This is a genomic window from Tunturiibacter empetritectus, assembly GCF_013410875.1.
Classification (GTDB): Bacteria; Acidobacteriota; Terriglobia; order Terriglobales; family Acidobacteriaceae; genus Edaphobacter; species Edaphobacter empetritectus.
Window position 1 is genome coordinate 748206 of sequence record NZ_JACCCU010000001.1, and the last position, 21926, is coordinate 770131.

Below are 21926 nucleotides of genomic sequence, written 5' to 3' on the forward strand. Positions count from 1 at the left end.
AAGGCCAGAGTCCGGAAAATGGCTGCCTTGACCTGCCACAATCGTACGCTTGCCATCGCAACTTTAATTCTTTCCGAAATCAATCCCACACTGTCTTGGTTAGATCGCGGCTCGGCCCTCGCCGCTAAGCATCCTTCCGGGACAAAGAAGGTTGCAACCGCACGACGTGCAGCCGCCAGCGGCGGCTCGTGCGTGGAGATTTGCCGCTGAGAACGCCCCGGCGGGGCTGCGGCAAATCAGAATCAATATCCGAAGAGGGATTTGAATATCGAACTTCCTACGCCAGCCTCCGCCAGCGGCTCCGGCTAAAAACGGCTTTGGAGGTTCACGGTCAGCGCGGCTTGTGGCGTTGACCTCGTTTGCCTTTGTCATGCGTCTCTGCTGCTTTCGACGCCTTGGCCCTGGTATCGTCCGGTTGCGGCAACTCCCATCCCGCCATGCCCTGCAACACGCGGTCGGCGTGCTTGATGGTGTTCACGTGCCCGTAGTGGCTTTCAATCATGTGGACGGAAGTTCCCATCTGCTCAGCAAGGAAATACACGTCTACGCCTTCCTGCAACCGGAGCGTGGCATACGTGTGCCGGAAGCAATAAGTCGAGCGCGGCACGCCCTGCGTGCCTTCGCGCAGATTCGCTTCGTTCAGAAGATCGGCAATCAAGGAACTATACAGCGTCTTCGCGGGCTTGCCGGTGACGTTGGTAAATACTCTGTCGTACGGTTCCGTGGCTTTGGAGATTGCGCGAATGCGTTCCAAATAATCTCCGACGCTCTTGGGCGCAACCAACTTGCGCGATTTGCCCTTGCCCTGCACGAACAAGACAACGATCTCGCGGCCCTCGCGGTCTTTTGCGGGCATGATGTCGCGCCAGCGAAGATTCTTCATCTCCGCTGGCCTCATGCCCGTATTGCAGGCAATCAGAATCAAGTTGTAGGTGACGGTACGATACCAAACGCTTGACGGCTTATCCGCCTCGGCAATCCACTTGCGGCCTACGGTATGGAGTTTGCGATACTCCTCAAGCGTGAACTCGTCACGCCGCATCGTCTTGAGCTTGGGGCGCTCGTCGAAACGCTGGCTTGCGGGAACATATCGTTTCTTCACCGCATAATTCATGATCGCGCCGAAGATGGACATCTCGAAGCGGATGGTGGAATCACTGATGAAAGGGACCACCCGTTCTTCGGAAGGTTTGACTTCAATCGGTTTCAACACTCGGATGCCCAAAGTCTGCTGAACCTTGGTGCGGCGCTCGGCTTCATGGTCTGCGAAGGTTTGCGCTGCGTCGGCGGTAACTTCTCGAACGCCGTTGCGCCGGTGGCGTCCCGCGCCGTTCTCCCGCCGCCATGCCGGATAGCCGCCCCATCGTTCGTCACCGATAAGATGGACCTGCGCGGAACCGGCGTACCGATCTAAGGTGCCCTCGATGACGGCACGGAGTTTCTTGGGCCGGGCGGCGCTGATCTCTCCACGCTTCGCTCGCGCCTCCTGCGTCAGCAAATACTCGTGCGCCACGTCGCGGAAGGGGCGATTGAACACAGGAACGTCATGCTTGATGCGGAATCGAACGTCTGCGTCCTGATCGAAGGCCCGCTCGCGGGCCGCGCTGATGTCGGTTGTTTTAAGCGAAACTGTCTTGTAGCGGTCGGCCTTCGGCATCTTCATGCGGCAGTACCACATCCGGTGGTCCACGTCGCCGCGCCGGAAAAGAATCAGGCCGGGTTTCAGCTCCTCTTTCTCGGTAACAAAGGCCATATTCGCCTCCATCGTTTGACTGGTTCTGTGCAGATTCCGTGTAAATTACTCGTGCAAGCCATTGATTCTTCGTAGCTGTGCATACTTTGTACAGAAGATTATAGAAAATTATGTGCTTTATTTCTAGCTATTTATAATACATTTCTCATCCTGAGCGGAGCGAAGGATCCCGACAAACTCGAAACCATCTTAACCGGGCTCGTCCCTTTCAGCCCATACTCACGTATTCTTCCCCTTACAAGAATCTATATAGCCCTGAGCTGGCAGTACCGCTCTTTCTTTGTCAACCCCCAAACTCACTAATCCCCGCGCCAGACAAGGAGATTCGCGTGGCGTATTAGTTTCACTCAACCAGCTATACTGGTAACAGGCTTCAAAAAGACCCCGGCGCAACTCCGGGGTTTTATCTTTTCCATGTAATCACACGCTAAACTGCACAAAACAAGTATTTTAGCCGTAAGCCATTTGAAATGAATATTTTGCAGACACCATAGGCTTCTAACCCGCAGATTCGATTGAACTTGCGTACAAGATACCCCGAGAGGGGGGAGGGGGGTACCAGAGAGCACGATGTCCATCCGCCAGCAGATCCAGCCCGTGCTCACCCTAGCCCTCCCACTCATCCTTGCCGAACTCGGCTGGATGTCAATGGGCATCGTCGACACCATCATGGTCGGCCACATGGCCAATCCGGCACTCGCCATCTCCGCTGCCGCTCTCGGCCAGGTCCTCTACAACACCATCGCCTTCGGCATCGCCGGAGTCCTCCTCGGCCTCGACACCTACCTCTCCCAGTCTCACGGGGCCGGCCGCTTCGACGAGGCCAACCGCTGGCTCCTCCACGGCCTCCTCCTCGCCGCCGGCCTCGCCCTCACGCTCATCCTCATCATCCTCTGCGCACCGTCCTTCATGCTCCGCCTCCCCATCGACCACGCCGTCCTCACCGGCTCAGTCGCCTTCCTCGACGCGCTCAACTACGGCACCCCGGCCCTCTTCCTCTACTTCACCCTCCGCCGCTACCTTCAGGCCTTCAACCACGTCCGGCCCATCGCCGCAGCTCTGGTCACCGCAAACCTCGTCAACGTCGTCGGCAACTGGTTCCTTATCTATGGGCACTCCTTCGGTCCCCTCCACATCCCGGCCCTCGGGGTCACGGGCTCAGGCCTCGCGACCTCCTTTTCCCGCTGCTATCTCGCCCTCTTCATGGTCATCGCCCTCTGGCGCATCGAACGCCGCCACCACTACGGCCTCCGCAGCATGGCCCGCCACTTCGAGCCCCGCCGCCTCCGCCGCCTCGCCCTCCTCGGAGCACCCGCCGGCGGTCAGATCTTCGTCGAAATCTCCATCTTCGGCATGGTCACCTTTCTAATCGGAGTCATGGGGCGGCTTCCCCTCGCTGGACACGAGATCGCCCTCAACTGCGCCAGCTTCACCTTCATGGTCCCCTTCGCCATCTCCGCCGCAGCCGCAGTGCGCGTCGGCCAGGCCATCGGCCGCAAAGCTCCCAGCGAAGCGGCCTCCGCAGGTTGGGCCGCAATCCTACTCGGCGCAGGCGTCATGGCCTGCTTCTCCGCTGTTCTGCTTCTTATGCCCCACGCAATCGCGAGCAGCTTCACCGCCGATCGCGACGTCATCGCTGCCACCATCCCCCTGCTCTTCGTAGCCGCTATCTTCCAGTTCTTCGACGGCCTCCAGATCACCGCCACCGGTTCGCTCCGCGGCGCAGGGAACACCCACGCCGGCCTCATCGTCCAGATCGTCGGCTACTGGATCATCGGTCTCCCCATCGGCTACCTCTTCGGCTTCCGCCTCCACTACGGAGCCGTCGGCCTCTGGATGGGCCTGTGTGCGGGCCTCATCGTAGCGGGCACCACCCTCACCCTCATCTGGCGCCACACCACCAAAAAACAGCTTTTAGCCCTTAGCTCTCAGCCTTTAGCTAGAAGCTAAAGGCTAAAAGCCACCGTCTCCTCGCGCACCCTGGTCTTCGACCGCGTCGTCAACGTAACCGCCGAAGCAAGAATCAACCCGCCCCCAACCCAGGCGCTCGGCCCCAGCCGCTCCCCCAGCACAATCACTCCCAACAAACTCCCAATCAGCGGCTCCATATTCAGCAACACCCCCGCCTGCGAAGCCGGAACCTGCGTCATCCCCCAGTTCCACAACAGGGTAGTCGTAGCCGTACACAGCACCCCACTCGCAGCCAGCGCCAGCCAAGCCTTCACCGACACCCCCGCCATCGGCGGCATCCCATACCGCACCGGGACCCACACCATCAGCATCAAGGTCCCAAGCAGCAACCCATACGCCGTCACCACAATATGCGAGTGCCGCCCCATCAACTGCTTGTTGAAGAGAATCCAGAACAGCGCAATCAGCAACGACACCACCACCAGCGCATCCCCAGCCAGCGTAGCGCCCCCCTTGGCGTGCAATCCACCACCCAGCGCAATCAGAGCCGCCCCGCAGGTAGATCCCGCCAGAGCCACCCACCCCACCCAGTCCATCCGCTCATGCGCATACGCCGCCGCCCCTACCGCAAGAATCACCGGCATCGTCCCCACCATCAGCGAGGCATGGCTCACCGTAGTAATCGACAACCCATAGAACTGAATCAGAAACTGCAGCGGCACCCCAAGAAACGAGGCAGCCAGCAGCATTCCCCACTCCCGCCGGTTCAACCCCGGGCGATGGGTCACCAGCAACGGCAGCAGCACCACCATCGCAAACAGAAACCGGTACAGCACCATATGCGCGAAGCTCATCTCCGCCAGCGCAATCTTCCCGAAGAAGAACCCGCACCCCCACAGCGAACTAGCCAGCGCACAAGCCGCAAACCCCAGTGCCCGTCGTTTCTCTAAAACCACCATCCTTCCACTCTCGCACAATTAAAAGCGAACGGGAGAGAAAGCCGAAGCCTCTCTCCCGCAGCAATCCGAACCGGAAAGGTTATGCCAACTTGCTTACCAGACGCGGCAACTCTTCACCGGCACCATTGGCGCGCCTTTCTTGCAGCCAAACGCCGCCGCAAATCCAGGCTGATTCACAATCGCACCATTCGCGCGGAAGTGGTCCGGCGAGTGAGGATCGGTCAACACCTGCGTCCGCACCTGCTCCGGCCGCGGATTCTCGCACCAGTTCTGCGCGTAACCGATGTAGAACCTCTGCGGGGCCGTGTATCCGTCCTTCTTTGCTGTCAGATCGACGCCCTCCTTCTTTGCGCGATCGAGGTAAGCCATATAAGCCAGCAGCAAACCGCCGTTGTCCGCGGTATTTTCGCCTAGCGTCAGCCTGCCATTCACCTTCACATCATCGACGGCAACGAAGCTGCCATACTCATCCGCCAGGCAGTCCGTCCGAGCCACGAAGTTCTTCGTATCCTCCGCCGTCCACCAGTCGCTCAGGTTGCCTTTCCCATCAAACTTCTTGCCTTGATCATCGAACCCATGCGTTAGTTCATGACCAATCACTGCGCCAATATGTCCATAGTTCACGGCGTCATCCTGCTTCGGGTCATAGAACGAAGGCTGCAGAATTCCTGCAGGAAAGTTGATCGTATTCTGGCTATCGTCGTAGTCCGCATTCACCGTCGGTGGCGTCATATCCCATTCGAAGATGTTGACAGGCTGCCCGATCTTCGCCAGTTGCCGATCATTCTCGAATGCATCCGCACGTCGTGCATTCCCCAGCGCATCGTCCGGCTTGATCTCCAGCTTGGTGTAGTCTCGCCACTTATCTGGATAGCCGATCTTATTTGTAACCTGGTGCAGCTTCTCTTTCGCCCGCGTCTTCGTCGCAGCCGACATCCAGTCGAGTTGATCGATATCGTGTCCCATGGCCGTTTCAATGTCAGCGACCATCTCCATCATCTTCGCCTTACTGTCTCCGGCGAAGTACTGCTCCACATACACCTTACCCAAAGCCTCTCCCAGCGCGCCATTCACCGAGTTCGAACAACGCTTCCAACGCGCGGCCTGCTCCGGCTGCCCATTCAACTTGCGTCCGTAAAAGTCAAAATTCTCGGCATCGAATCTCTTCGGCAATCTGCCCGCATAAGTCGTCAACACCTGGTATCGCAGGTAAGCTTTCAGCGTCTCCAGGTTCGTCGCATCAATCTCCTTAGTCAGCGCAGGGAAGAACTGCGGCGTCGCATTATTGATCTCGCTCACCCTCGGCGAATGGATTGCGTCTTGAAACTCTCTAAAGTTCAGCCCCGGCACTGTCGCTTCAAACTTGGCAATAGTTTGTAGATGATAAGTCTTCTCCGGGTCGCGCATCTCGGTCACGCCCATTGATGCCTTGGCCAGTGCCGTCTCGAACGTCAGAATCGAATGAGCATCCTTTGTCGCCTTTTCCGGCGAGCTCCCCGCCAGCTCAAGCATCTTCGCGACGTGTGCGACATACTGATCCCGAAGCTCAACATCTTTCGCTCCCGTTCGCAGGTAATAGTCTTTTTCCGGCAATCCGAGCCCGCCCTGCTGCACAGATGCGATCTGTTTGGTTGCGTCCTTGAAGTCCTGCTGTTCCCCATAACCAAAGAACACATTCACACCGATCCTTTGCAGGTTGCCGGCCAAGGCTGACAGTTCTTCCTTGCTCTTCACGGCATCGATCTCACTGAGCAACGGCCCCGTAGGAGCAATTCCTTTCGCTTCAATCGCATCCGTATCCATACACGCCTTGTAGAAGTCGCCGATCTTTTGTTCGTCAGGCGAACGGCCCGCGCCACCGGCAGCCGCCTTGGTCAAAATTCCATACAGCGACTGGGTGTTCACGTTGTACAGCGCGTAAAACTGGTCGACGCCGGCCTGGTCTGCAGGGATCGGATGGTTTGCCGCGAACTTCCCGCAGGCAAACTTGTAAAAGTCATTACATGGATCGACCGAGGCATCCAGGGAGGTGGTATCGAATCCCGGAATCGGGAGATAGGTTTCAGTCGGCTTGCTGCTATCGCTCACCAGCTTCGCTTGTTGTGCCCAGCCAACACTCCATGTGCCAGTCATAGCCACCGCAATCATTGCACCAAGTCCAGCCCGCCGCCTCATCCTGCCAGGAACTTCCAACGTCCATGCTTTCAACATTTAATTATCCTTTTTCATGCGGAATTTCTGCAGCCTTTGTATCACCAACCCAGCGCAGCTGTTATTTTCGTCCAGCCGTCCGCATACATTGGCGTCGCCCGCGCGTCTGTGAAAGCATTACTCGAGCGTTCTCGGTGAGCAGAGATACGCATCTACCCCCATGACGGTTCCCATATCCCTCATTTCGACGTTTTGCCGACGCCTCTCGCTCATGGGTGTTCTGCTTTTTGCCCTCGCTTTCCCTGTCTTCGCCGCCCGCGGGCCAGAACCTCCGCTGCGCCTGCCGCTGGAACCGTTCGGCTTCCGACCCCTCTCCCAGCAGTTCCTTCTCGCAGGCAGCTCCATGTTGACGATCCACTACGTCGACGACCAGCATCTTTTGCTCACCTTCAGCGCCCGCCACCTGCTCAAGCGCCTGCCCGACGAGCCCGAGGACGACATGGATCGCACCATCGACGCCGTCCTGCTCGAGCTACCCTCCGGCCACGTTCTGGCGCGCACCACCTGGCGTACCCACGATCATGGCCAATATCTCTGGAGCCTCGGCCACGGCCACTTCCTCCTGCGCATCCGTGACACTCTCACAACCTTCGCTCCACTCGCTAACCTGGCGACCGGCCAGCCTTTTACAGAGCATCCATTTCTTGCCACAGAAGATCGCCGCATCGCCGTCGTCATCCTCTCCCCAGATGCTGATCTCCTCACGGTGGAGACCGTCAAACGTACCCCACCCGTTCCCAAGCCAAAGGCTCCTCTCTTCGGCCCTACCCCGGTTGAACCGGCTCCAGAGCCGCAAGTCGTTCAAATCAACTTCTATCGTCTTTACGTGCCAACTGAACCCGGCGCACAAGTCAAAGCAAGTCCTGCCGGTGCTGGCCGCTCCAAAGGTGCCGGAGGCCTTCCCGTCTCGGTCGCAGGATACCTCTCCACCGTCGATCAAGGACATCAGCACTATGCCTTCGACTTCCACTCCTACGCCGGCAAGGTCGACGAACTCTCGCCCTTCGACTCCACCTGTCCGCCCTTTCCACTCTTTGTCAGCCATAGCCAGTTCATCGTCTTCGGCTGTCGCACGGGTCACACCATCGGTGCTGTCGGTGGCTTCAATATGCGGGGGCAGGAGATGTGGGAGCAGGGTCTCTTCGGCGATTTCATCGCTCCGTCGCTCGTCTACGCTCCATCCAGCGGACGATTCGCGCTCAGCCGCGTTCTCCTCCATTCCTCTGCTGTAGCCGATCAGCCCGTCAGCGCGGACGAGATCTCGGCGCAAACTGTTGTTGTCTATCAGACCGACAGCGGCAAGCAAATCCTCCATGCCGACTGCACCCCCGTTGAGCGCGCAGGCCAGAACTTCGCTCTCGCGCCGGACGGCCTCTCTCTTGCCATCATCCACGCTGACGCCATCGAGATCTATCGTCTCCCGCCTCTCACCCCTAAGGAAGAAAACGCGATCAAACTGGCGCAAACCTCTGCGCCAGCCGAGAACGATCTGCCGGTCCGCTTCGCCAGCCAACTCTCCCCATCTGCGGAAGAAGCCGATTCCACCGTTCAACCCGAAGCCCAGCCGGCCAACGCCGTCGCGCCCAGTGCGTCGAACACAACCGCTCCCGACTCCACCCAAACACTTTCACCTGCAGACGCGGCCCCCGCAGCGAAACCCTCCGGCGATACCGCTCAAGCCTCGGGCGACCCCACACCTGAGGAGCATCGCAAACCACCTACTCTCTACACCCTCCCCACCGACAAACCGTCGGACAGACCTTCCAACTCCGACCGTCCAAAGGACACGCCTCAGTAGATTCTCTCCGCGAAAAATTACAGCTGCGAAACGCGAAAGTATAAGACAGACGCAAAAGGCCGACCGCGGTCTCCCGAAAGCCAGCCTCTTCCTAATCTCTACGCCAAAACTTCAGCTTCCCATCAAAACCCGAAAACTAAGCAGCTTTCTTCGGCGCGACAGCCTTTACACGCGCGTTCAATCGGCTCTTGTAGCGGCTCGCGGTGTTCTTGTGCAGAACGCCCTTCTGCACGCTTTTATCCAGAATCGACGCGGTCTCACGGTACTGGGTGGTTGCAGCGGCGTGGTCGCCATTCGCGATCGACTCGCGCAGCTGACGCAGGGTGCCACCCAGCTTGCTTTTGTTCGAACGGTTTACCGCGGTCTTGGCTACGGTCTGACGTGCGCGCTTCAAAGACGAAACATGATTTGCCATAAACTCTCTTCTCTCAGCCCGTACATTTGTAGGGGAAAATGGGATGCAGGCTGACGGCCAAACGACTTTGTACCAGCCATAGCCTTGAGCCAGCAGCGCTAAACAAGCCCGCCGCACGCCCTGCAATATCTAAGTCTACGGAAACCTGGGCCTTCGGTCAACCTATCTTCCAACCGAAAATACGGCGTATAAGCCCCCAAAAGCATCCAATCCACAGAAAACATGCCGCACCGCGATCCCATCCCGGTTTTGCACCAAAATCTATTCATCATTTGCCCCTTGACGCCATCTTCCCGACGTTCTACTCTTTGCCCATCTTCGACACTAGATTGGCACCTTCCGCCATCCCGGTCGCAGTCAAAGGGCGCAGCCAATGCGCTACCAGCTACTGTCTGCTCTTCCCCTCAAAAACTCCCAAGTCAACGGCCATGCACCCAACCCAGCTCCCCCTGACGGAGGTCAGCACACTACTTGATTAAAAAATCCCTGGAAATCACACCTGGCATTGAGCCCCTGTACGGGACCCACGACGAAAACCTCCGCCTCCTCGAGGACAAACTCAACGTCACGATCGATCTCCGCTCCGACGCTATCCACGTTACCGGCGAAGCCACCAACGTAGCCCGCGTCGAACAACTTTTCACCGACTTCGACACCCTCCGAAAATCCGGCGTTAATCTCCACAACGGCGAACTCCACGGCATGCTCAAGCTCGTCGTCGCCGATCCCTCCATCACCCTCAAATCCCTCGTCGACACAGGCAAACAGCGCTCCGCCGGCGTCAAGCGTATGGTTCAGCCCCGCTCGCCCAACCAGCGTAAGTACGTCGAAGCCATCGAGCAGTCCGACATGACCTTCGGCTTGGGCCCCGCCGGCACCGGAAAAACCTACCTCGCCGTCGCCATGGCCGTGTCCGCTCTCATGGCCAAAAAAGTCAGCCGCATCATCTTGGTTCGTCCCGCAGTCGAAGCCGGCGAACGCCTCGGCTTCCTACCCGGCTCCCTCCAGGAAAAAGTCGACCCCTACCTGCGCCCCCTCTACGACGCCCTCTACGATCTCCTCGACCCCATCAAGGTCGACAAGCTTCTCGAGTCCAACGTCATCGAAGTCGCCCCGCTCGCCTTCATGCGCGGCCGCACCCTCTCCGACGCCTTCATCATCATGGACGAAGCCCAGAACACCACCATGGAACAGATGAAGATGTTCGTCACCCGTCTCGGCAACAACTCCAAGGCCGTCATCACCGGCGACCTCACCCAGACCGACCTGCCCAACCCGAAGAAGTCCGGCCTCCTTGAGGCGCTCCACGTTCTTGACGGCGTAGAAGGCATTCGTTTCTGCCACTTTGAAGACGTCGACGTCGTTCGCCACCAACTCGTCCAGCGCATCGTTCGAGCCTACGACATCTACGGCAAGGCCCAGCAGCAACTCCCTCTTCCCATCGGCGAAGTTGCCATGCCGGACCCGAACCTCGCGTCCACAGCCAAACCCATACCTAAACCCCAATAAATTCAACCAATCTGCGATAATCAATCACAGGGGGCCAATCCAGCCCCCTGTTGATATTGAGTAACCGTTCCGCACGATGATCACCATCGAACCCCCAAGTGCCAACTCCATCCCCGCGCCTCTCCGCTCAGGTTTGACGCGCACCTTCACCCGCGCATGCTTGATTTTTCTCGCAGCAGGAGTGACCCTCGCCGCACAATCCCCGGCAACTCCAAACCCAAATTGGCGCCTCACCTGGAGCGACGAGTTCAACGGCCCCAACGGCTCCTCACCAGACCCCGCCAAATGGACCTACGACATAGGCGGTGGTGGCTACGGCAACCACGAGCTCGAGTCCTACACCAAGCGGCCCGTCAACGCCCATCAACAGGACGGCCACCTCATCATCACGGCCCGCAAAGAAGACCTCACCGGCCTGGATGGCATCCCGCGCCACTACACCTCCGCCCGCATCAACACCAAGGGGCTCTTCTCCCAAGCCTACGGACGCTTCGAAGCCCGCATCCAACTTCCCACCGGCAAAGGTATCTGGCCAGCCTTCTGGCTCCTGGGCGACGACATCGACACCAATCCCTGGCCAAGGTCCGGCGAGATCGACATCATGGAAAACATCGGCGATCCGGCTACGGTCTACAGCACCCTCCACGGCCCCGGATACAGCGGTGCCAAACCCATTTCGGCAAAATTCCCGCTCCCTGCGGGCGAATCCGTCACCGCCGGCTACCACCTCTACGCCGTCGAGTGGACCCCTAACGACATCAAGTTTTTCTTTGATGATCACCTCATCGTCGAGCGGACCCCAGCCGACCTGCCCCCCGGCACTCACTGGGTCTATGACCATCCTTTCTTCGTCATTCTCAACCTGGCCGTAGGCGGCGGCTGGCCCGGCAACCCCGACGAGACCACTATCTTTCCTCAAAAGATGCTCGTTGACTACGTCCGCGTCTACCAAGCGGCCTCCTCAGCACCCCAGACGCCGAAGCCAATCCAATGATCGCCATCGAACCAACGGCAGGCCTGGAAGCGACGCTGTCCCGCTCCGGTTTAACCAGCTTTCTCAAGCGCGCTCGACTCGCCGTCGGCCTTAGAGGCGAAGTCGAGGTCCTGCTCGCGGACGACGCTACGCTGCGCCGTCTCAATAGGTCCTTCCGGGGCAAAAACAAACCGACCGACGTCCTCAGCTTCCCCACTCCAGCCGAAATCTTAAACGCGCACGCTGGAGACTTGGCGATCTCGCTTGAGACCGCGGCTCGCCAGGCCGCCACCTACGGCCACTCTTTGTGCGACGAAGTGAAGATACTCCTCCTACACGGCCTGCTCCATCTCTCCGGTCTTGACCACGAGACCGACAACGGCGAGATGGCCGCTCGCGAGGCTACTCTCCGCTGTAAGCTCAAACTCCCTAACACTTTAATCGAGCGCACCACCACACTGCCGCAAAAGGCGCGGCTAGACCAAACGACGAAGACATCGCCGCCCATGAAGAGGGCACCGACAGCATCCACTCGCCCCGCTACAAAACGCAGCGCAATAAAAAAGAAAACAATCGCGCGAGGTTCTAGATGACTCCCGCCTACGCGTATACCATTGCGCTCATTCTTCTTCTCGTTATCCTTGCGTTAGCTGCCTACGTCGATCGTGTCTACTCGGAGATGGGCAAATTCCTCGCCCGCGAATATCAGGACAACATCGACGCCTGGGAGAGTGTCGTCGAACCTCGTCTTCGTCTTGGTCGCGAGTCCATCGCACTCTCCGCCTCGGTTCTTCGCCAGCTCACGCTGGCAACCCTGGCCCTGCTTTCGGGCCTTCGCCTCTACACCCACACCAGCCTGGTTCCAACCCTTGCACGTACACCCAGTCTTGGCGAGGTTCTGCGCGCAGTCTTCGAGCTCATTCTTCTCATCCTCATCTTCGACCGCCTGCTCCCGCAACTCCTTTTCTCCCGCACCCGCGGCCTCTGGATCGCGCGCATCCTTCCTCTTCTGCAGGCGCTCTTCTATCTCATTCTTCCGGTCACTATGCTGCTGCAGCTGCTTCTCTCTATTGCTGCCCTCGCTGAGCCGGAAGACACCACTGAAGAAGATCATCCCTCCGAAGCCATGGATGCTCTTCTTGAAGCCGGCGAAGAGGAGGGCATCCTCGAGGAGTCTGATCGCGAACTGGTCCGCTCTGCCGTGGAGTTTGGTGACAAGGTTGTCCTTGAGGTCATGACTCCTCGCCCTGAGATCTTCGCCGTTCCCGGCACCCTCACGCTGCAGGAGTTCACCGCGACGATCAACGAACATGCCTTCTCGCGTGTCCCGGTCTTCAACGGTTCGCTTGACCACGTCACCGGCATCGGCTTTGCCCATGACCTGCTCAAAGTACTTGACGCTGAGGCAAATACGCGCACGGTTGCTCAAATTCAGCGCCCCGCCGCCTTTGTTCCTGAGACCAAGAAAGTGGCTGAGCTGCTACGCGAGATGCAGCGCGAAAAACAGCACATGCGCATCGTCATCGACGAGTACGGAAGTGTTGCAGGCCTTGTCACCATTGAGGATTTGCTTGAGGCGATCGTCGGAAACATTGCGGATGAGCATGATGAGCCTGAAGCGGATGACCAACCGATCCGCGAATCGAATGGCGCTTATGTGGTCTCGGGAGCGTTTGAGCTTTCGCGTCTGCGCGACCTTTTTGCCGATCAATTCGAGCCGAATCAACGGGTTACGCGGCCTGCTGAGGATGGGGAGCCGCATGAGCCTGAGGAGGAGGGGGTGGATTCAGGTGAGGGGGAGGTGACGGATCTTCGCGATACGCGGGACGATCCCACGGCGTTGCGGCTCCCGGAACACTATGAATCTACGACACTTGGGGGACTGGTCTCAGAGATCGCCGGGCATATTCCGCTGCCCGGGGAGGTGGTGGAAGAGGATGGACTGCGGCTGGAGGTGCTGGCCAGTACGGACCGGCGGATCGACCGGATTCGGGTTAGTCTTACGGATCCTCCGGACCTTTCTTAGAGGATTTTTTGGAGTGTTTTTTCTTGTGTGGTGGAATGGGCGAAAAATAAGGGGATTTTGCGAAAATTGGGTGTTTTGACGTGGTGTTTTGCTGGTGGGAGTGTGGTGGTTTGCGTGGCTGAGATGGTGTTTAAGCAGTCGTAGTTTCGGGCGCTAAAAATGCACCACGTTTTTCAACTTTATTTTTTGGGAAGAGACGCTGTCCTGCCGGACGGCCTCCTGCGCGGAGCGCGGTCACTTCGTGACTTGTATACCGCTTCGCATGGCGCTCCCGTTGGTCGCGAGGGAAGATTGATTCCGACCAACGGGAGGACCGCGCGAAGCTCTAAAAAGGCGTGCCAACGCCCGCCGCCGAATCGGGGTCCCCACAAACAGGTCTTCGTTTGTGGGGTGACCAAGCAGGGGCCGTCCGGCAGGACATTCTCTATAGCCGTGAGTTGACTAGTCGATAGAGATCTTACGGAGCAGTTTGAAGTCGGAGAGCATCTTTCCTGTTCCCAGCACCACCGAGGCGAGGGGATCATCGGCGATGGAGACGGGAAGCCCGGTCTCCTCGCGGATGCGCTTGTCGAGGTTCTTGATGAGCGCGCCGCCGCCAGTGAGGACGATGCCGCGGTCGGAGATGTCTGCGGAGAGCTCGGGCGGGGTCCGCTCTAGTGCTACGCGGATGGCATTGATGATGGTTGCGATGCTCTCCGAGAGGGCTTCGCGGATCTCGGAGTCTTCGATGGTGATGGTCTTCGGCACGCCCTCGATGAGGTTGCGGCCTTTGACCTCCATGGAGAGGGGCTTGTCGAGCGGATAGGCCGAGCCGAGGGAGATCTTGATCTGCTCTGCGGTGCGCTCGCCGATGAGCAGGTTGTACTTCCGCTTGAGGTAGGTCATCACGGCCTCGTCCATCTGGTTTCCGGCCATGCGCACGGAGCGGGAGTAGACGATGCCTGCGAGCGAGATCACCGCAATATCCGTGGTGCCGCCGCCGATGTCGACGACCATGTTGCCACCTGGCTCGGTGATGGGCAAACCCGCGCCAATGGCGGCGACCATGGCCTGTTCGACCAGGTGGACCTCAGAGGCTTTGGCGCGATAGGCCGAGTCCATGACGGCTCGTTTTTCAACCTGGGTGATCTCGGAGGGGACGCCGATGACGATGCGCGGGTGAACCATCATCTTCCGGTTATGCGCCTTCTGGATGAAGTAGTTCAGCATCTTTTCGGTGTGGCGGAAGTCGGCGATGACGCCGTCCTTCATCGGCTTGATGGCGACGATGTTTCCCGGCGTGCGGCCGAGCATCTCCTTGGCCTCTTTGCCGACGGCTTCAACCTCGTTGGTGATCTTGTTCACCGCGATGATGGAGGGCTCGTTGACGATGATGCCTTTGCCGTGTGCGAAGACGAGCGTGTTCGCCGTGCCGAGGTCGATAGCAAGGTCGCTGGAAAAGAGGCTGAAAAGAGACCGCATATTGTGAATGCGGGAGTAACGCATCTGAAAACTATTCGAAGACATAGGTGTTTGCGATCGATCCTAAAAAGAGACTCACACTAGTGTATTCCTTTAGCAAGCGCTATTTCAGCACCTAACCTAACCAGTAAGCATGCCTCTTCTGTGTTAGTCCCGTTCTGGTTCACACAGCAGCCGACAGCAGAACAGCGCCGAAGGATAGATGAGGATGCTGACGTGCCGGGTGTAGGCAAAGCCGATCAGGAAGGGAAGTGTGGAGGCTGCGACCAGGGCAAGAAAAGTAGCCGCCTCCACGCGCAACCATCGGTCTGCTGGTGGACGGTGTCGAAGCAGAAGAAAGATTGAACTGGCGGTCGCGATCCAGAAGATCAACCTGAAGGCGAGCATTCCGGCGATTTCGATCAGCCGTCGACCCCCTAAACTTGCGGTGGAACCGTATTTTTCGAGTGAAAAGAAGAGGATCTTCAGCTTGCGAGCATCTCCTGACAGCGTCTCCTGGGGATGAGTCCGCAGGTACTCGAACGCCGATCGCAGGTGATAGTCGTTGAAGCTCCACTCGTCCGGGAAACTTACTCCGCGGTTCAGTTCAAAGTCGTACCAGTCGAGCGAGTCGCCGTGCGGCGGCGGGTAGTTTCGTAGAAAGCCTGCGTTGTTGCCTTTGTGCAGATTGATTCCGTCGAAGCTGGTTCCCAAGCTGTATCGGCCGCTGGCGTGATGCTGATGCAGCGCCCACCCGAGAGGAGCTGCCGCAACCAGCAGGAGGACGAGCCAACGCAGGCTTGTCTGCTTCTCTAAAGCGAGGAAGCCTGCCAACAGAACCAGCACGGCAAGTTGCATTCCGCTCTTCGAGAGGTAAAGCCCATCGAGCGCCGCCGCGAACAATAGAGCCCTGTGAGTGCCGTGCAGGCTTGCCGTTCCAACGGTTCTCCGTCCGGGCTGGCCGAAGAACAGAATTGCCGCGCCCAGCGCCAGAAAGCTGTAGGAGAAGCCTTCGTCTACCTGCAGATTGGTTACGTCGGCCAGAAACGCCGGAATCAAAAACGGAACGAGAAGCAGCAGGATCGTCAACGCTCTGCGACCGGGCGGCTGCGGCAGACAACACCATGCGAGATAGAGGGCGAACTCGACCGGCAACAACAGGAGGATTGTCTTGAAGCAGACGACTGGAATATAGCGATCGCCCAGGAGTCGAATGCCTGAGGCAACGACGACTGCGGTAGCCGGCATGCGCGCGGCGTGGAAGCAGATGGGATTGCCGCGGGTTCCCATCTCTTCGGTGCAGACTGTGATACCGCCGCCGGTCAGCAGGCTGCGCGTGGTTGGCCCGACGAAGTTGGTAATAGAGAAGAGCGACTTGTTTGCGCGGGTATGATCGAGTGCCCATACTGTGGCCAGCGAAAGGAGTACGGGAACGAGGAGCAGGACCAGCAGCAGACGACGGTCTCGCCTGGTCTGGTATAACTCGATTGAGTTTAAATCGCCTGGGACGATTGCCCGCATCTGCCCAATCTAATCGAAGTTGAGCCGGATGCTACGTTTGGTCTCCGCTTTCCTGATGGGGTCCTCGCCTGGGTTCGCTTGTGGAAGCGAACTATGGGAAGCTTCTCATGTTGCTGTGACATCGTTTCGGCGCAAATAGATACAATCGAAGGCAGCATCAAGCAAAGTGGAGACAGACGAATGATTATTGGTGTGCCAAAGGAAGTTAAGGATCACGAGAGCCGCGTCGGGGTGACCCCGGCGGGCGTGAAAGCACTGGTCGAGGCAGGACACAAGGTTCTCGTGGAGCATGATGCAGGCGCGCTGTCGGCTATGCCGGACGACGAGTACCAGTCCGCGGGCGCCGAGATTGTTGGCTCGGCCTACGATGTGTGGCGGCTGGCGGAGATGGTCGTCAAGGTGAAGGAGCCGGTCGAGAAGGAGTACAAGAACTTTCGCGAGGGGCTGGTACTTTTCACATATCTCCATCTGGCTCCGCTGAACGATCTGACGGACGCACTGCTTCACTCGAAGGTGACGGGGATTGCATATGAGACGGTTCGCGATCGCGCGGGCACGCTGCCGCTGCTGACTCCGATGAGCGAGGTTGCTGGACGCATGAGCGTGCAGGTTGGCGCAGCTTATCTTGAGAAGGAGCATGGTGGGCGCGGAGTTCTGCTGGGCGGCGTTCCGGGTGTGCCTCCGGGGAATGTCTGCGTTATTGGCGGCGGTATTGTGGGGACGAACGCCGCGAAGATTGCGCTGGGCATGGGCGCGAAGGTGACGCTGATCGATTTGAATTTGAATCGGCTGCGCGAGTTGGATGACATCTTTGGCGGACGGATCTATACGGTTGCGTCGAACAGCTACAACATTGAGCATGCGGTTCGGGAGGCTGATCTGGTGATCGGCGGCGTTCTGATTCCGGGTGCGGCTGCGCCGAAGATCGTGACTAAGGCGATGGTGGCGAAGATGAAGAAGGGCGCGGTGATCGTGGATGTGGCTATCGACCAGGGCGGCTGCATCGAGACGGCGCACCCGACGACACACTCGAATCCTTCTTATGAAGTGAACGGCGTGGTGCACTACTGCGTGACGAATATGCCTGCCGCGGTGCCGAATACCTCGACGCTTGCGTTGACGAATGCGACGTTTCCTTGTGTGCTGAAGCTGGCGCGGCTGGGGGCGAATGCGGCGATCAGCGAAGACAAGGGCATTGCCGAGGGCGTGAATACGTTCAACGGCGTGCTGACGTATGGTGCGGTGGCGCAAGCGCAGAAGCGTGAGTGGCAGGCGGTTGCGAAGCTCGTTTAGCTGCTGCGGTATGGGCGATCGACGAGCGTGTGGCCGCATATAATCGGGGGACTTAGGAGGGCGGGCATGGGCGCGACTGCGAACCGGCGAAAGATTTGGATCGTGGCTCTGGGGACGTGCCTGCTTATCCTCTTTGTGGCGCTGGCGACGCTGAATGCGTTTAATACGCAGCTGCCAAAGCCCGCGAGTACGCAGCAGACGGTCATCTTTACGGGGCTGTCGATTGTGGCTTTTCTTCTGTTTGTTGCGGTGCTGCTGCTGCTGGTCCGCAATGTGTTGAAGCTGTATGCGGACCAGCGCAGCCGGGTGATGGGGACGCGTCTGCGCACGCGGATGTTGTGGGGCGCGGTGCTGGTGAGCCTGGTTCCGATTGCTTCAATGTTTGCGTTCAGTTATCAGCTGATGAATCGCGCGGTGGATCGCTGGTTTACGCAGCCGGTGACGGATATGCGCGAAGACAGCAATAATATGGCGCTGGAGCTGGCGCACTATACGACGGCGAATGCTCGCGCTGAGGCGGATTCAATTGCTGCCAGTTTGCCGGCTGCGCCGGTGATTGCTCCTGTGGCCAAGGCGGCGGGTGGCGGTCGGGCGGGTGCTTCGGGCCGGGGTTCTGACCGGCGCTCGAACCGTGGGGCGTTGCCTGCGCATGCGGCGGCACCATCGGCTGTGTCTTTAGCTGTGTCTAGGAATCGCGAGGCGATCCATGATGTGCTGCGACAGCATGAGATCACACTGCAGAATGGCTTTGCGATCGTCTATCGCGAGGGCCGCGTAGTGGCTTCGTTTCATATGCCGCAGCGGGCTGGGACGACGGCGCAGGTCAAGGTGTGGCTTCCTGATCAGGTGGCCGGGGCCGATACGGATGAGTCGAGCGCCCAGAGACAAGCTGATCCTGTGGATGCTGCGATTTTGACTGCGGCGCAGCGCGTGGATCAGCCGGTTTTTTCTCTTGGCGCTACGGACTATGCGCTAGGCGCAACGACATTAAAACAGGGCGAGACTGTGGTGGTTGGTTTGCCGATGCCGTTTGGGATGGCGGCGACGATGACGAATCTGCGCAAGGCGGCGGATGCGTACTGGGTGCTCTACAGCGAGCGGCGGCAGATCCGTGATCTTTATATGCTGCTGCTGATGATGATGACGAGCCTTGCGCTGTTTGCGTCGTGCTGGCTGGCGCTGCATCTGTCGAAGCAGGTGACTAAGCCGGTGGAGGCGCTGGCGGATGCGATGGAGGCGATCGCGCAGGGGGATTACGGCCATCGCGTGCAGGAGAGCGCGACCGAAGAGCTGGGGGAGCTGGTGCGCAGCTTCAACCACATGGCGGCCGATCTTGAGGGCAGTCGACGCGCGGTGGAGGAGTCGACGGTGCAGCTCAGCGCGGCGAATACGGCGCTGGAGGCCAGGCGCGGCGAGCTTGAGACGATGCTCGAGACGATTCCGAATGGTGTGGCGACGCTCGATACCGATCGGCGCATTATTCTTGCCAACCGGGCGCTTAGCGAGATGATGGACCCGGGCGGGCAGAGGCCGTTCTATGGGCTGGTGATGGAGGAGGTCTTTCCGCCTGAGGTGTCTGAGGTGCTTGATCGTCTGATTAAACGCAGTCATCGCATGGGGTCGGCGTCGAGTGAGATTGAGATTCCTGGTTTTCCTCAAAGCTCGGGCGACAGGTTTGGCGGGACGATGAACCTGCTGGCTACGGTTGCTCTGCTGGAGATGCCGGCGGCTACGGAACGGATGCGCCGGGAGCATCAGGGCTATGTGATTGTGCTGGAAAACGCGACGGAGCTGCTGCGAGCGCAGAAGCAGTCGGCGTGGAAGGAGGTGGCGCGGCGTGTGGCGCACGAGATTAAGAATCCGCTTACTCCGATCAGTCTTAGCGCAGAACAGATTCGCCGGCATATTGACCGCCTTGCGCGCGCTGTCGCTGAGGCCACGTCTGTCAGCGCTCCGGAGTCGCCGTCGATCGCTGTCATTCGCCGATGCTCGGAGGTCATTACCTCTTCGGTTGAGAGTATGCGGTCGCTGGTCGATCAGTTTGCCGCGCTCGCGGAGTTTCCGACGGCTCGGCCAAAGCCTGCGGACCTCAACACGATTGTGGAGAACTCACTCGCGCTGTTTGCTGGACGGATGCAGACGGTCCGCATCGTGCGCAAGATGAGCATCGACCTGCCGCTGGTGATGGCGGACCCGGAGGCGCTGAAGCGGGCGCTTGGCAACCTCATCGACAATGCCGCCGAGGCGATGCAGCAGAGCCTCTATCGCGAGCTGCAGATCAGCACGTGTTTGCTGGAGAACGGGATGGTCGAGCTTGCCATTGCAGACAGCGGCTCCGGTCTCACCGATGACATGCGCGAGCGCCTCTTTCTGCCGTATTTTTCTACCAAGCAGCGCGGCACGGGACTTGGACTGGCGATTGCCGCGAAGATAATCCAGGAGCACCAGGGCACGATCCGCGCGGAGAAGAATGAGCCTGCGGGTGCAAGATTCATCATCGAACTGCGACCGGCCCTCTCGACCGACAGCGACCCGGACGCGCCGGCGGCCTTCAGTGGATTCGCCACGCCGCAGAACGGCCATGCTGCAGTGGCTGCAGTTGAATCTGCTATAGAGCTTCCAGTTCACGGCGACACAAAAGCACAGGACGACTTAGCCTCCACCCTCCCCAGAGGCCCCCAATGAACCATGTACTGATCGTCGACGACGAAGCCGAGATTCGCGAGTCGCTCGAAAGCATTCTTCGTGAAGAGGATTACCTCGTCACCACTGCTGCTACTGCGCGTGAAGCTCTCGAACTGCTTCGGGATGCTGCCTACGACGTGGTTCTGCTCGATATCTGGTTGCCGGATCGTGACGGTCTCGATACTTTGACCGAGATTCGGCAGATGGAGTCGAGCAACGTGCCAGAGGTTGTCATCATCAGCGGCCACGGCACGATCGAAGCTGCGGTGCGCGCTACGAAGCTTGGGGCCTATGACTTTCTTGAGAAGCCTCTCTCGCTCGATCGCACACTGATCGTGCTGAAGAATGCGATGAAGGCTCGCCAAATGCGCGAGGACAACCAGGAGTTTTCGCGCCAGCTTACAAAGGGGACGGTGACGGGGAACTCTGTTCCGATGAAGGCGCTGCGCCAGCAGATCAAGCTGATGGCGCCCACAAACGGGCGCGTGCTGATCTATGGAGAGTCCGGGGCAGGGAAGGAGCTTGTCGGCAGGGCGATGCATGCGGAGAGCCTGCGCAAGGACCGGCCTTTTGTGGAACTCAACTGTGCGGCGATCCCGGAGGATTACATCGAGAGCGAGCTCTTCGGCTATCGCCACGGTGCGGTGCCTGGCGGTCCGACCGAGAAGCGCGGAACGTTTGAGCGCGCGGATGGAGGCACACTCTTCCTCGATGAGGTGGGCGATATGAGCTTGAAGACGCAGGCCAAAGTGCTGCGGGCGCTCGATGAGCAGCGGTTTTTGCCGGTTGGCGCGTCGCATCCTGTGCACGTCGATGTGCGGGTTATTGCAGCAACGAATAAGGACCTTGAAGAGGAGATTGCTCGCGGTAACTTTCGCGAAGATCTGTTCTATCGACTGAATGTCATTCCGTTTTTTGTGCCGCCTCTGCGCGACCGCAAGGAGGATATTCCTCTGTTGGTCAAAGAGTTTCTGCAGCAGTTCGGTGCGGAGTATGGCCGTCCTCATGTTGAGATGACCGAGGATGCGCTGGCTGCTTTGAAGCAGTACCACTGGCCGGGCAACGTGCGCGAGCTGCGCAATCTCGTCGAGCGCGTGCTGATCCTGAACCCGAAGACGCAGCGGATTGAGCGCAAACATCTGCCGATGCTGGTTTATCGTGACTCGGCTAAGGACTCCAACAAGGCTAATGGACGCGAGGAGTTCACCAGCCTGCTGCAGGCGCGTGAGGCGTATGAGCGCGACTACATCTTGAAAAAGTTAGATGAGTTTCATGGCAATGTCAGTCGCGCCGCCGAGGGGTTGGGTCTTGAACGTAGCCATCTGTATCGCAAGATGAAGGCTCTGGGCGTTAGCGTGAAGGAGTGAGTGTTTGTGCGAGGGGGTAGAGACTGTAAACGCAGATTCCCTTCGGGAATGACAACCAGAAAAGG

General features: G+C 58.9%; 15 protein-coding genes. 9 read left to right on the forward strand and 6 right to left on the reverse strand.

What is annotated here, in order from left to right; all coding sequences use genetic code 11:
- Nucleotides 1-331: 331 nt before the first annotated feature.
- Complete coding sequence (locus HDF08_RS03175; protein WP_179637146.1) at nucleotides 332-1753, reverse strand: tyrosine-type recombinase/integrase; 1422 nt, start codon at nucleotides 1751-1753, stop codon at nucleotides 332-334.
- Between the two features lie 570 nt (nucleotides 1754-2323).
- On the opposite strand from HDF08_RS03175, the gene HDF08_RS03180 reads away from it, so the two are divergent.
- Nucleotides 2324-3703, forward strand: coding sequence for an MATE family efflux transporter (locus HDF08_RS03180; protein WP_179637148.1), 1380 nt, complete (start codon nucleotides 2324-2326; stop codon nucleotides 3701-3703).
- Here HDF08_RS03180 and HDF08_RS03185 read toward each other — a convergent pair.
- Nucleotides 3700-4623 carry a DMT family transporter gene (locus HDF08_RS03185; protein WP_179637149.1) on the reverse strand — a complete coding sequence of 308 codons (924 nt, stop codon included), beginning with the start codon at nucleotides 4621-4623 and terminating at the stop codon, nucleotides 3700-3702. The two genes, HDF08_RS03180 and HDF08_RS03185, sit on opposite strands and share 4 nt — an antisense overlap.
- Nucleotides 4624-4716: 93 nt before the next feature.
- Nucleotides 4717-6834 (reverse strand): M13 family metallopeptidase, encoded by a 2118-nt coding sequence (locus HDF08_RS03190; protein WP_257030855.1) that lies wholly within the window; start codon nucleotides 6832-6834, stop codon nucleotides 4717-4719.
- 211 nt (nucleotides 6835-7045) lie between these two features.
- Between HDF08_RS03190 and HDF08_RS03195 the strand changes: the two genes are divergently transcribed.
- Complete coding sequence (locus HDF08_RS03195) at nucleotides 7046-8632, forward strand: hypothetical protein (protein ID WP_179637151.1); 1587 nt, start codon at nucleotides 7046-7048, stop codon at nucleotides 8630-8632.
- A gap of 136 nt (nucleotides 8633-8768) precedes the next feature.
- Here the strand turns inward: HDF08_RS03195 and rpsT are convergent, their stop codons facing one another.
- Nucleotides 8769-9047 (reverse strand): 30S ribosomal protein S20, encoded by a 279-nt coding sequence (gene rpsT / locus HDF08_RS03200; RefSeq protein WP_179637153.1) that lies wholly within the window; start codon nucleotides 9045-9047, stop codon nucleotides 8769-8771.
- A gap of 471 nt (nucleotides 9048-9518) precedes the next feature.
- Here rpsT and HDF08_RS03205 point away from each other — a divergent pair, with 471 nt between their 5' ends.
- From HDF08_RS03205 to HDF08_RS03220, 4 genes are all read left to right on the forward strand, one after another.
- Complete coding sequence (locus HDF08_RS03205) at nucleotides 9519-10556, forward strand: PhoH family protein (RefSeq protein ID WP_179637155.1); 1038 nt, start codon at nucleotides 9519-9521, stop codon at nucleotides 10554-10556.
- A 76-nt stretch (nucleotides 10557-10632) separates the two neighbouring features.
- On the forward strand, nucleotides 10633-11550 hold the full coding sequence (locus tag HDF08_RS03210; protein WP_179637157.1) for a glycoside hydrolase family 16 protein: 918 nt from the start codon (nucleotides 10633-10635) through the stop codon (nucleotides 11548-11550).
- Nucleotides 11547-12122 carry an rRNA maturation RNase YbeY gene (gene ybeY, locus HDF08_RS03215; protein ID WP_179637159.1) on the forward strand — a complete coding sequence of 192 codons (576 nt, stop codon included), beginning with the start codon at nucleotides 11547-11549 and terminating at the stop codon, nucleotides 12120-12122. The genes HDF08_RS03210 and ybeY overlap by 4 nt, the downstream gene beginning before the upstream one ends.
- Nucleotides 12119-13555: a hemolysin family protein gene (locus tag HDF08_RS03220; RefSeq protein ID WP_179637160.1), complete on the forward strand. Its 1437-nt coding sequence runs from the start codon at nucleotides 12119-12121 to the stop codon at nucleotides 13553-13555. The genes ybeY and HDF08_RS03220 overlap by 4 nt, the downstream gene beginning before the upstream one ends.
- A 441-nt stretch (nucleotides 13556-13996) precedes the next feature.
- Here the strand turns inward: HDF08_RS03220 and HDF08_RS03225 are convergent, their stop codons facing one another.
- Nucleotides 13997-15061, reverse strand: coding sequence for a rod shape-determining protein (locus HDF08_RS03225; protein WP_306459659.1), 1065 nt, complete (start codon nucleotides 15059-15061; stop codon nucleotides 13997-13999).
- Nucleotides 15062-15163: 102 nt separating this feature from the next.
- The gene (locus HDF08_RS03230; protein ID WP_179637162.1) at nucleotides 15164-16516 is read right to left on the reverse strand and encodes a hypothetical protein; all 1353 of its coding nucleotides are present in this window, start codon (nucleotides 16514-16516) and stop codon (nucleotides 15164-15166) included.
- Between the two features lie 180 nt (nucleotides 16517-16696).
- On the opposite strand from HDF08_RS03230, the gene ald reads away from it, so the two are divergent.
- The 3 genes from ald to HDF08_RS03245 all read left to right on the forward strand — a co-directional run bounded on the left by ald (nucleotide 16697) and on the right by HDF08_RS03245 (nucleotide 21861).
- The gene (gene ald, locus HDF08_RS03235; protein WP_179637164.1) at nucleotides 16697-17809 is read left to right on the forward strand and encodes an alanine dehydrogenase; all 1113 of its coding nucleotides are present in this window, start codon (nucleotides 16697-16699) and stop codon (nucleotides 17807-17809) included.
- A gap of 66 nt (nucleotides 17810-17875) precedes the next feature.
- Entirely contained in the window at nucleotides 17876-20494 is a 2619-nt protein-coding gene (locus HDF08_RS03240; protein ID WP_179637166.1) for a sensor histidine kinase, read from the forward strand.
- Nucleotides 20491-21861, forward strand: a complete 1371-nt coding sequence (locus tag HDF08_RS03245; protein ID WP_179637168.1) for a sigma-54-dependent transcriptional regulator — start codon at nucleotides 20491-20493, stop codon at nucleotides 21859-21861. Before HDF08_RS03240 ends, HDF08_RS03245 begins: the two co-directional genes overlap by 4 nt.
- Nucleotides 21862-21926 lie beyond the last annotated feature (65 nt).

What these genes read in the sequence shown, in the direction of transcription:
- HDF08_RS03175 (WP_179637146.1), bottom strand. Translation starts at nt 1,753, where the DNA reads ATGGCCTTTGTTACCGAGAAAGAGGAGCTGAAACCCGGCCTGATTCTT.
- HDF08_RS03180 (WP_179637148.1), top strand. Translation starts at nt 2,324, where the DNA reads ATGTCCATCCGCCAGCAGATCCAGCCCGTGCTCACCCTAGCCCTCCCA.
- HDF08_RS03185 (WP_179637149.1), bottom strand. Translation starts at nt 4,623, where the DNA reads ATGGTGGTTTTAGAGAAACGACGGGCACTGGGGTTTGCGGCTTGTGCG.
- HDF08_RS03190 (WP_257030855.1), bottom strand. Translation starts at nt 6,834, where the DNA reads ATGTTGAAAGCATGGACGTTGGAAGTTCCTGGCAGGATGAGGCGGCGG.
- HDF08_RS03195 (WP_179637151.1), top strand. Translation starts at nt 7,046, where the DNA reads ATGGGTGTTCTGCTTTTTGCCCTCGCTTTCCCTGTCTTCGCCGCCCGC.
- rpsT (WP_179637153.1), bottom strand. Translation starts at nt 9,047, where the DNA reads ATGGCAAATCATGTTTCGTCTTTGAAGCGCGCACGTCAGACCGTAGCC.
- HDF08_RS03210 (WP_179637157.1), top strand. Translation starts at nt 10,633, where the DNA reads ATGATCACCATCGAACCCCCAAGTGCCAACTCCATCCCCGCGCCTCTC.
- ybeY (WP_179637159.1), top strand. Translation starts at nt 11,547, where the DNA reads ATGATCGCCATCGAACCAACGGCAGGCCTGGAAGCGACGCTGTCCCGC.
- HDF08_RS03220 (WP_179637160.1), top strand. Translation starts at nt 12,119, where the DNA reads ATGACTCCCGCCTACGCGTATACCATTGCGCTCATTCTTCTTCTCGTT.
- HDF08_RS03225 (WP_306459659.1), bottom strand. Translation starts at nt 15,061, where the DNA reads ATGTCTTCGAATAGTTTTCAGATGCGTTACTCCCGCATTCACAATATG.
- HDF08_RS03230 (WP_179637162.1), bottom strand. Translation starts at nt 16,516, where the DNA reads ATGCGGGCAATCGTCCCAGGCGATTTAAACTCAATCGAGTTATACCAG.
- ald (WP_179637164.1), top strand. Translation starts at nt 16,697, where the DNA reads ATGATTATTGGTGTGCCAAAGGAAGTTAAGGATCACGAGAGCCGCGTC.
- HDF08_RS03240 (WP_179637166.1), top strand. Translation starts at nt 17,876, where the DNA reads ATGGGCGCGACTGCGAACCGGCGAAAGATTTGGATCGTGGCTCTGGGG.
- HDF08_RS03245 (WP_179637168.1), top strand. Translation starts at nt 20,491, where the DNA reads ATGAACCATGTACTGATCGTCGACGACGAAGCCGAGATTCGCGAGTCG.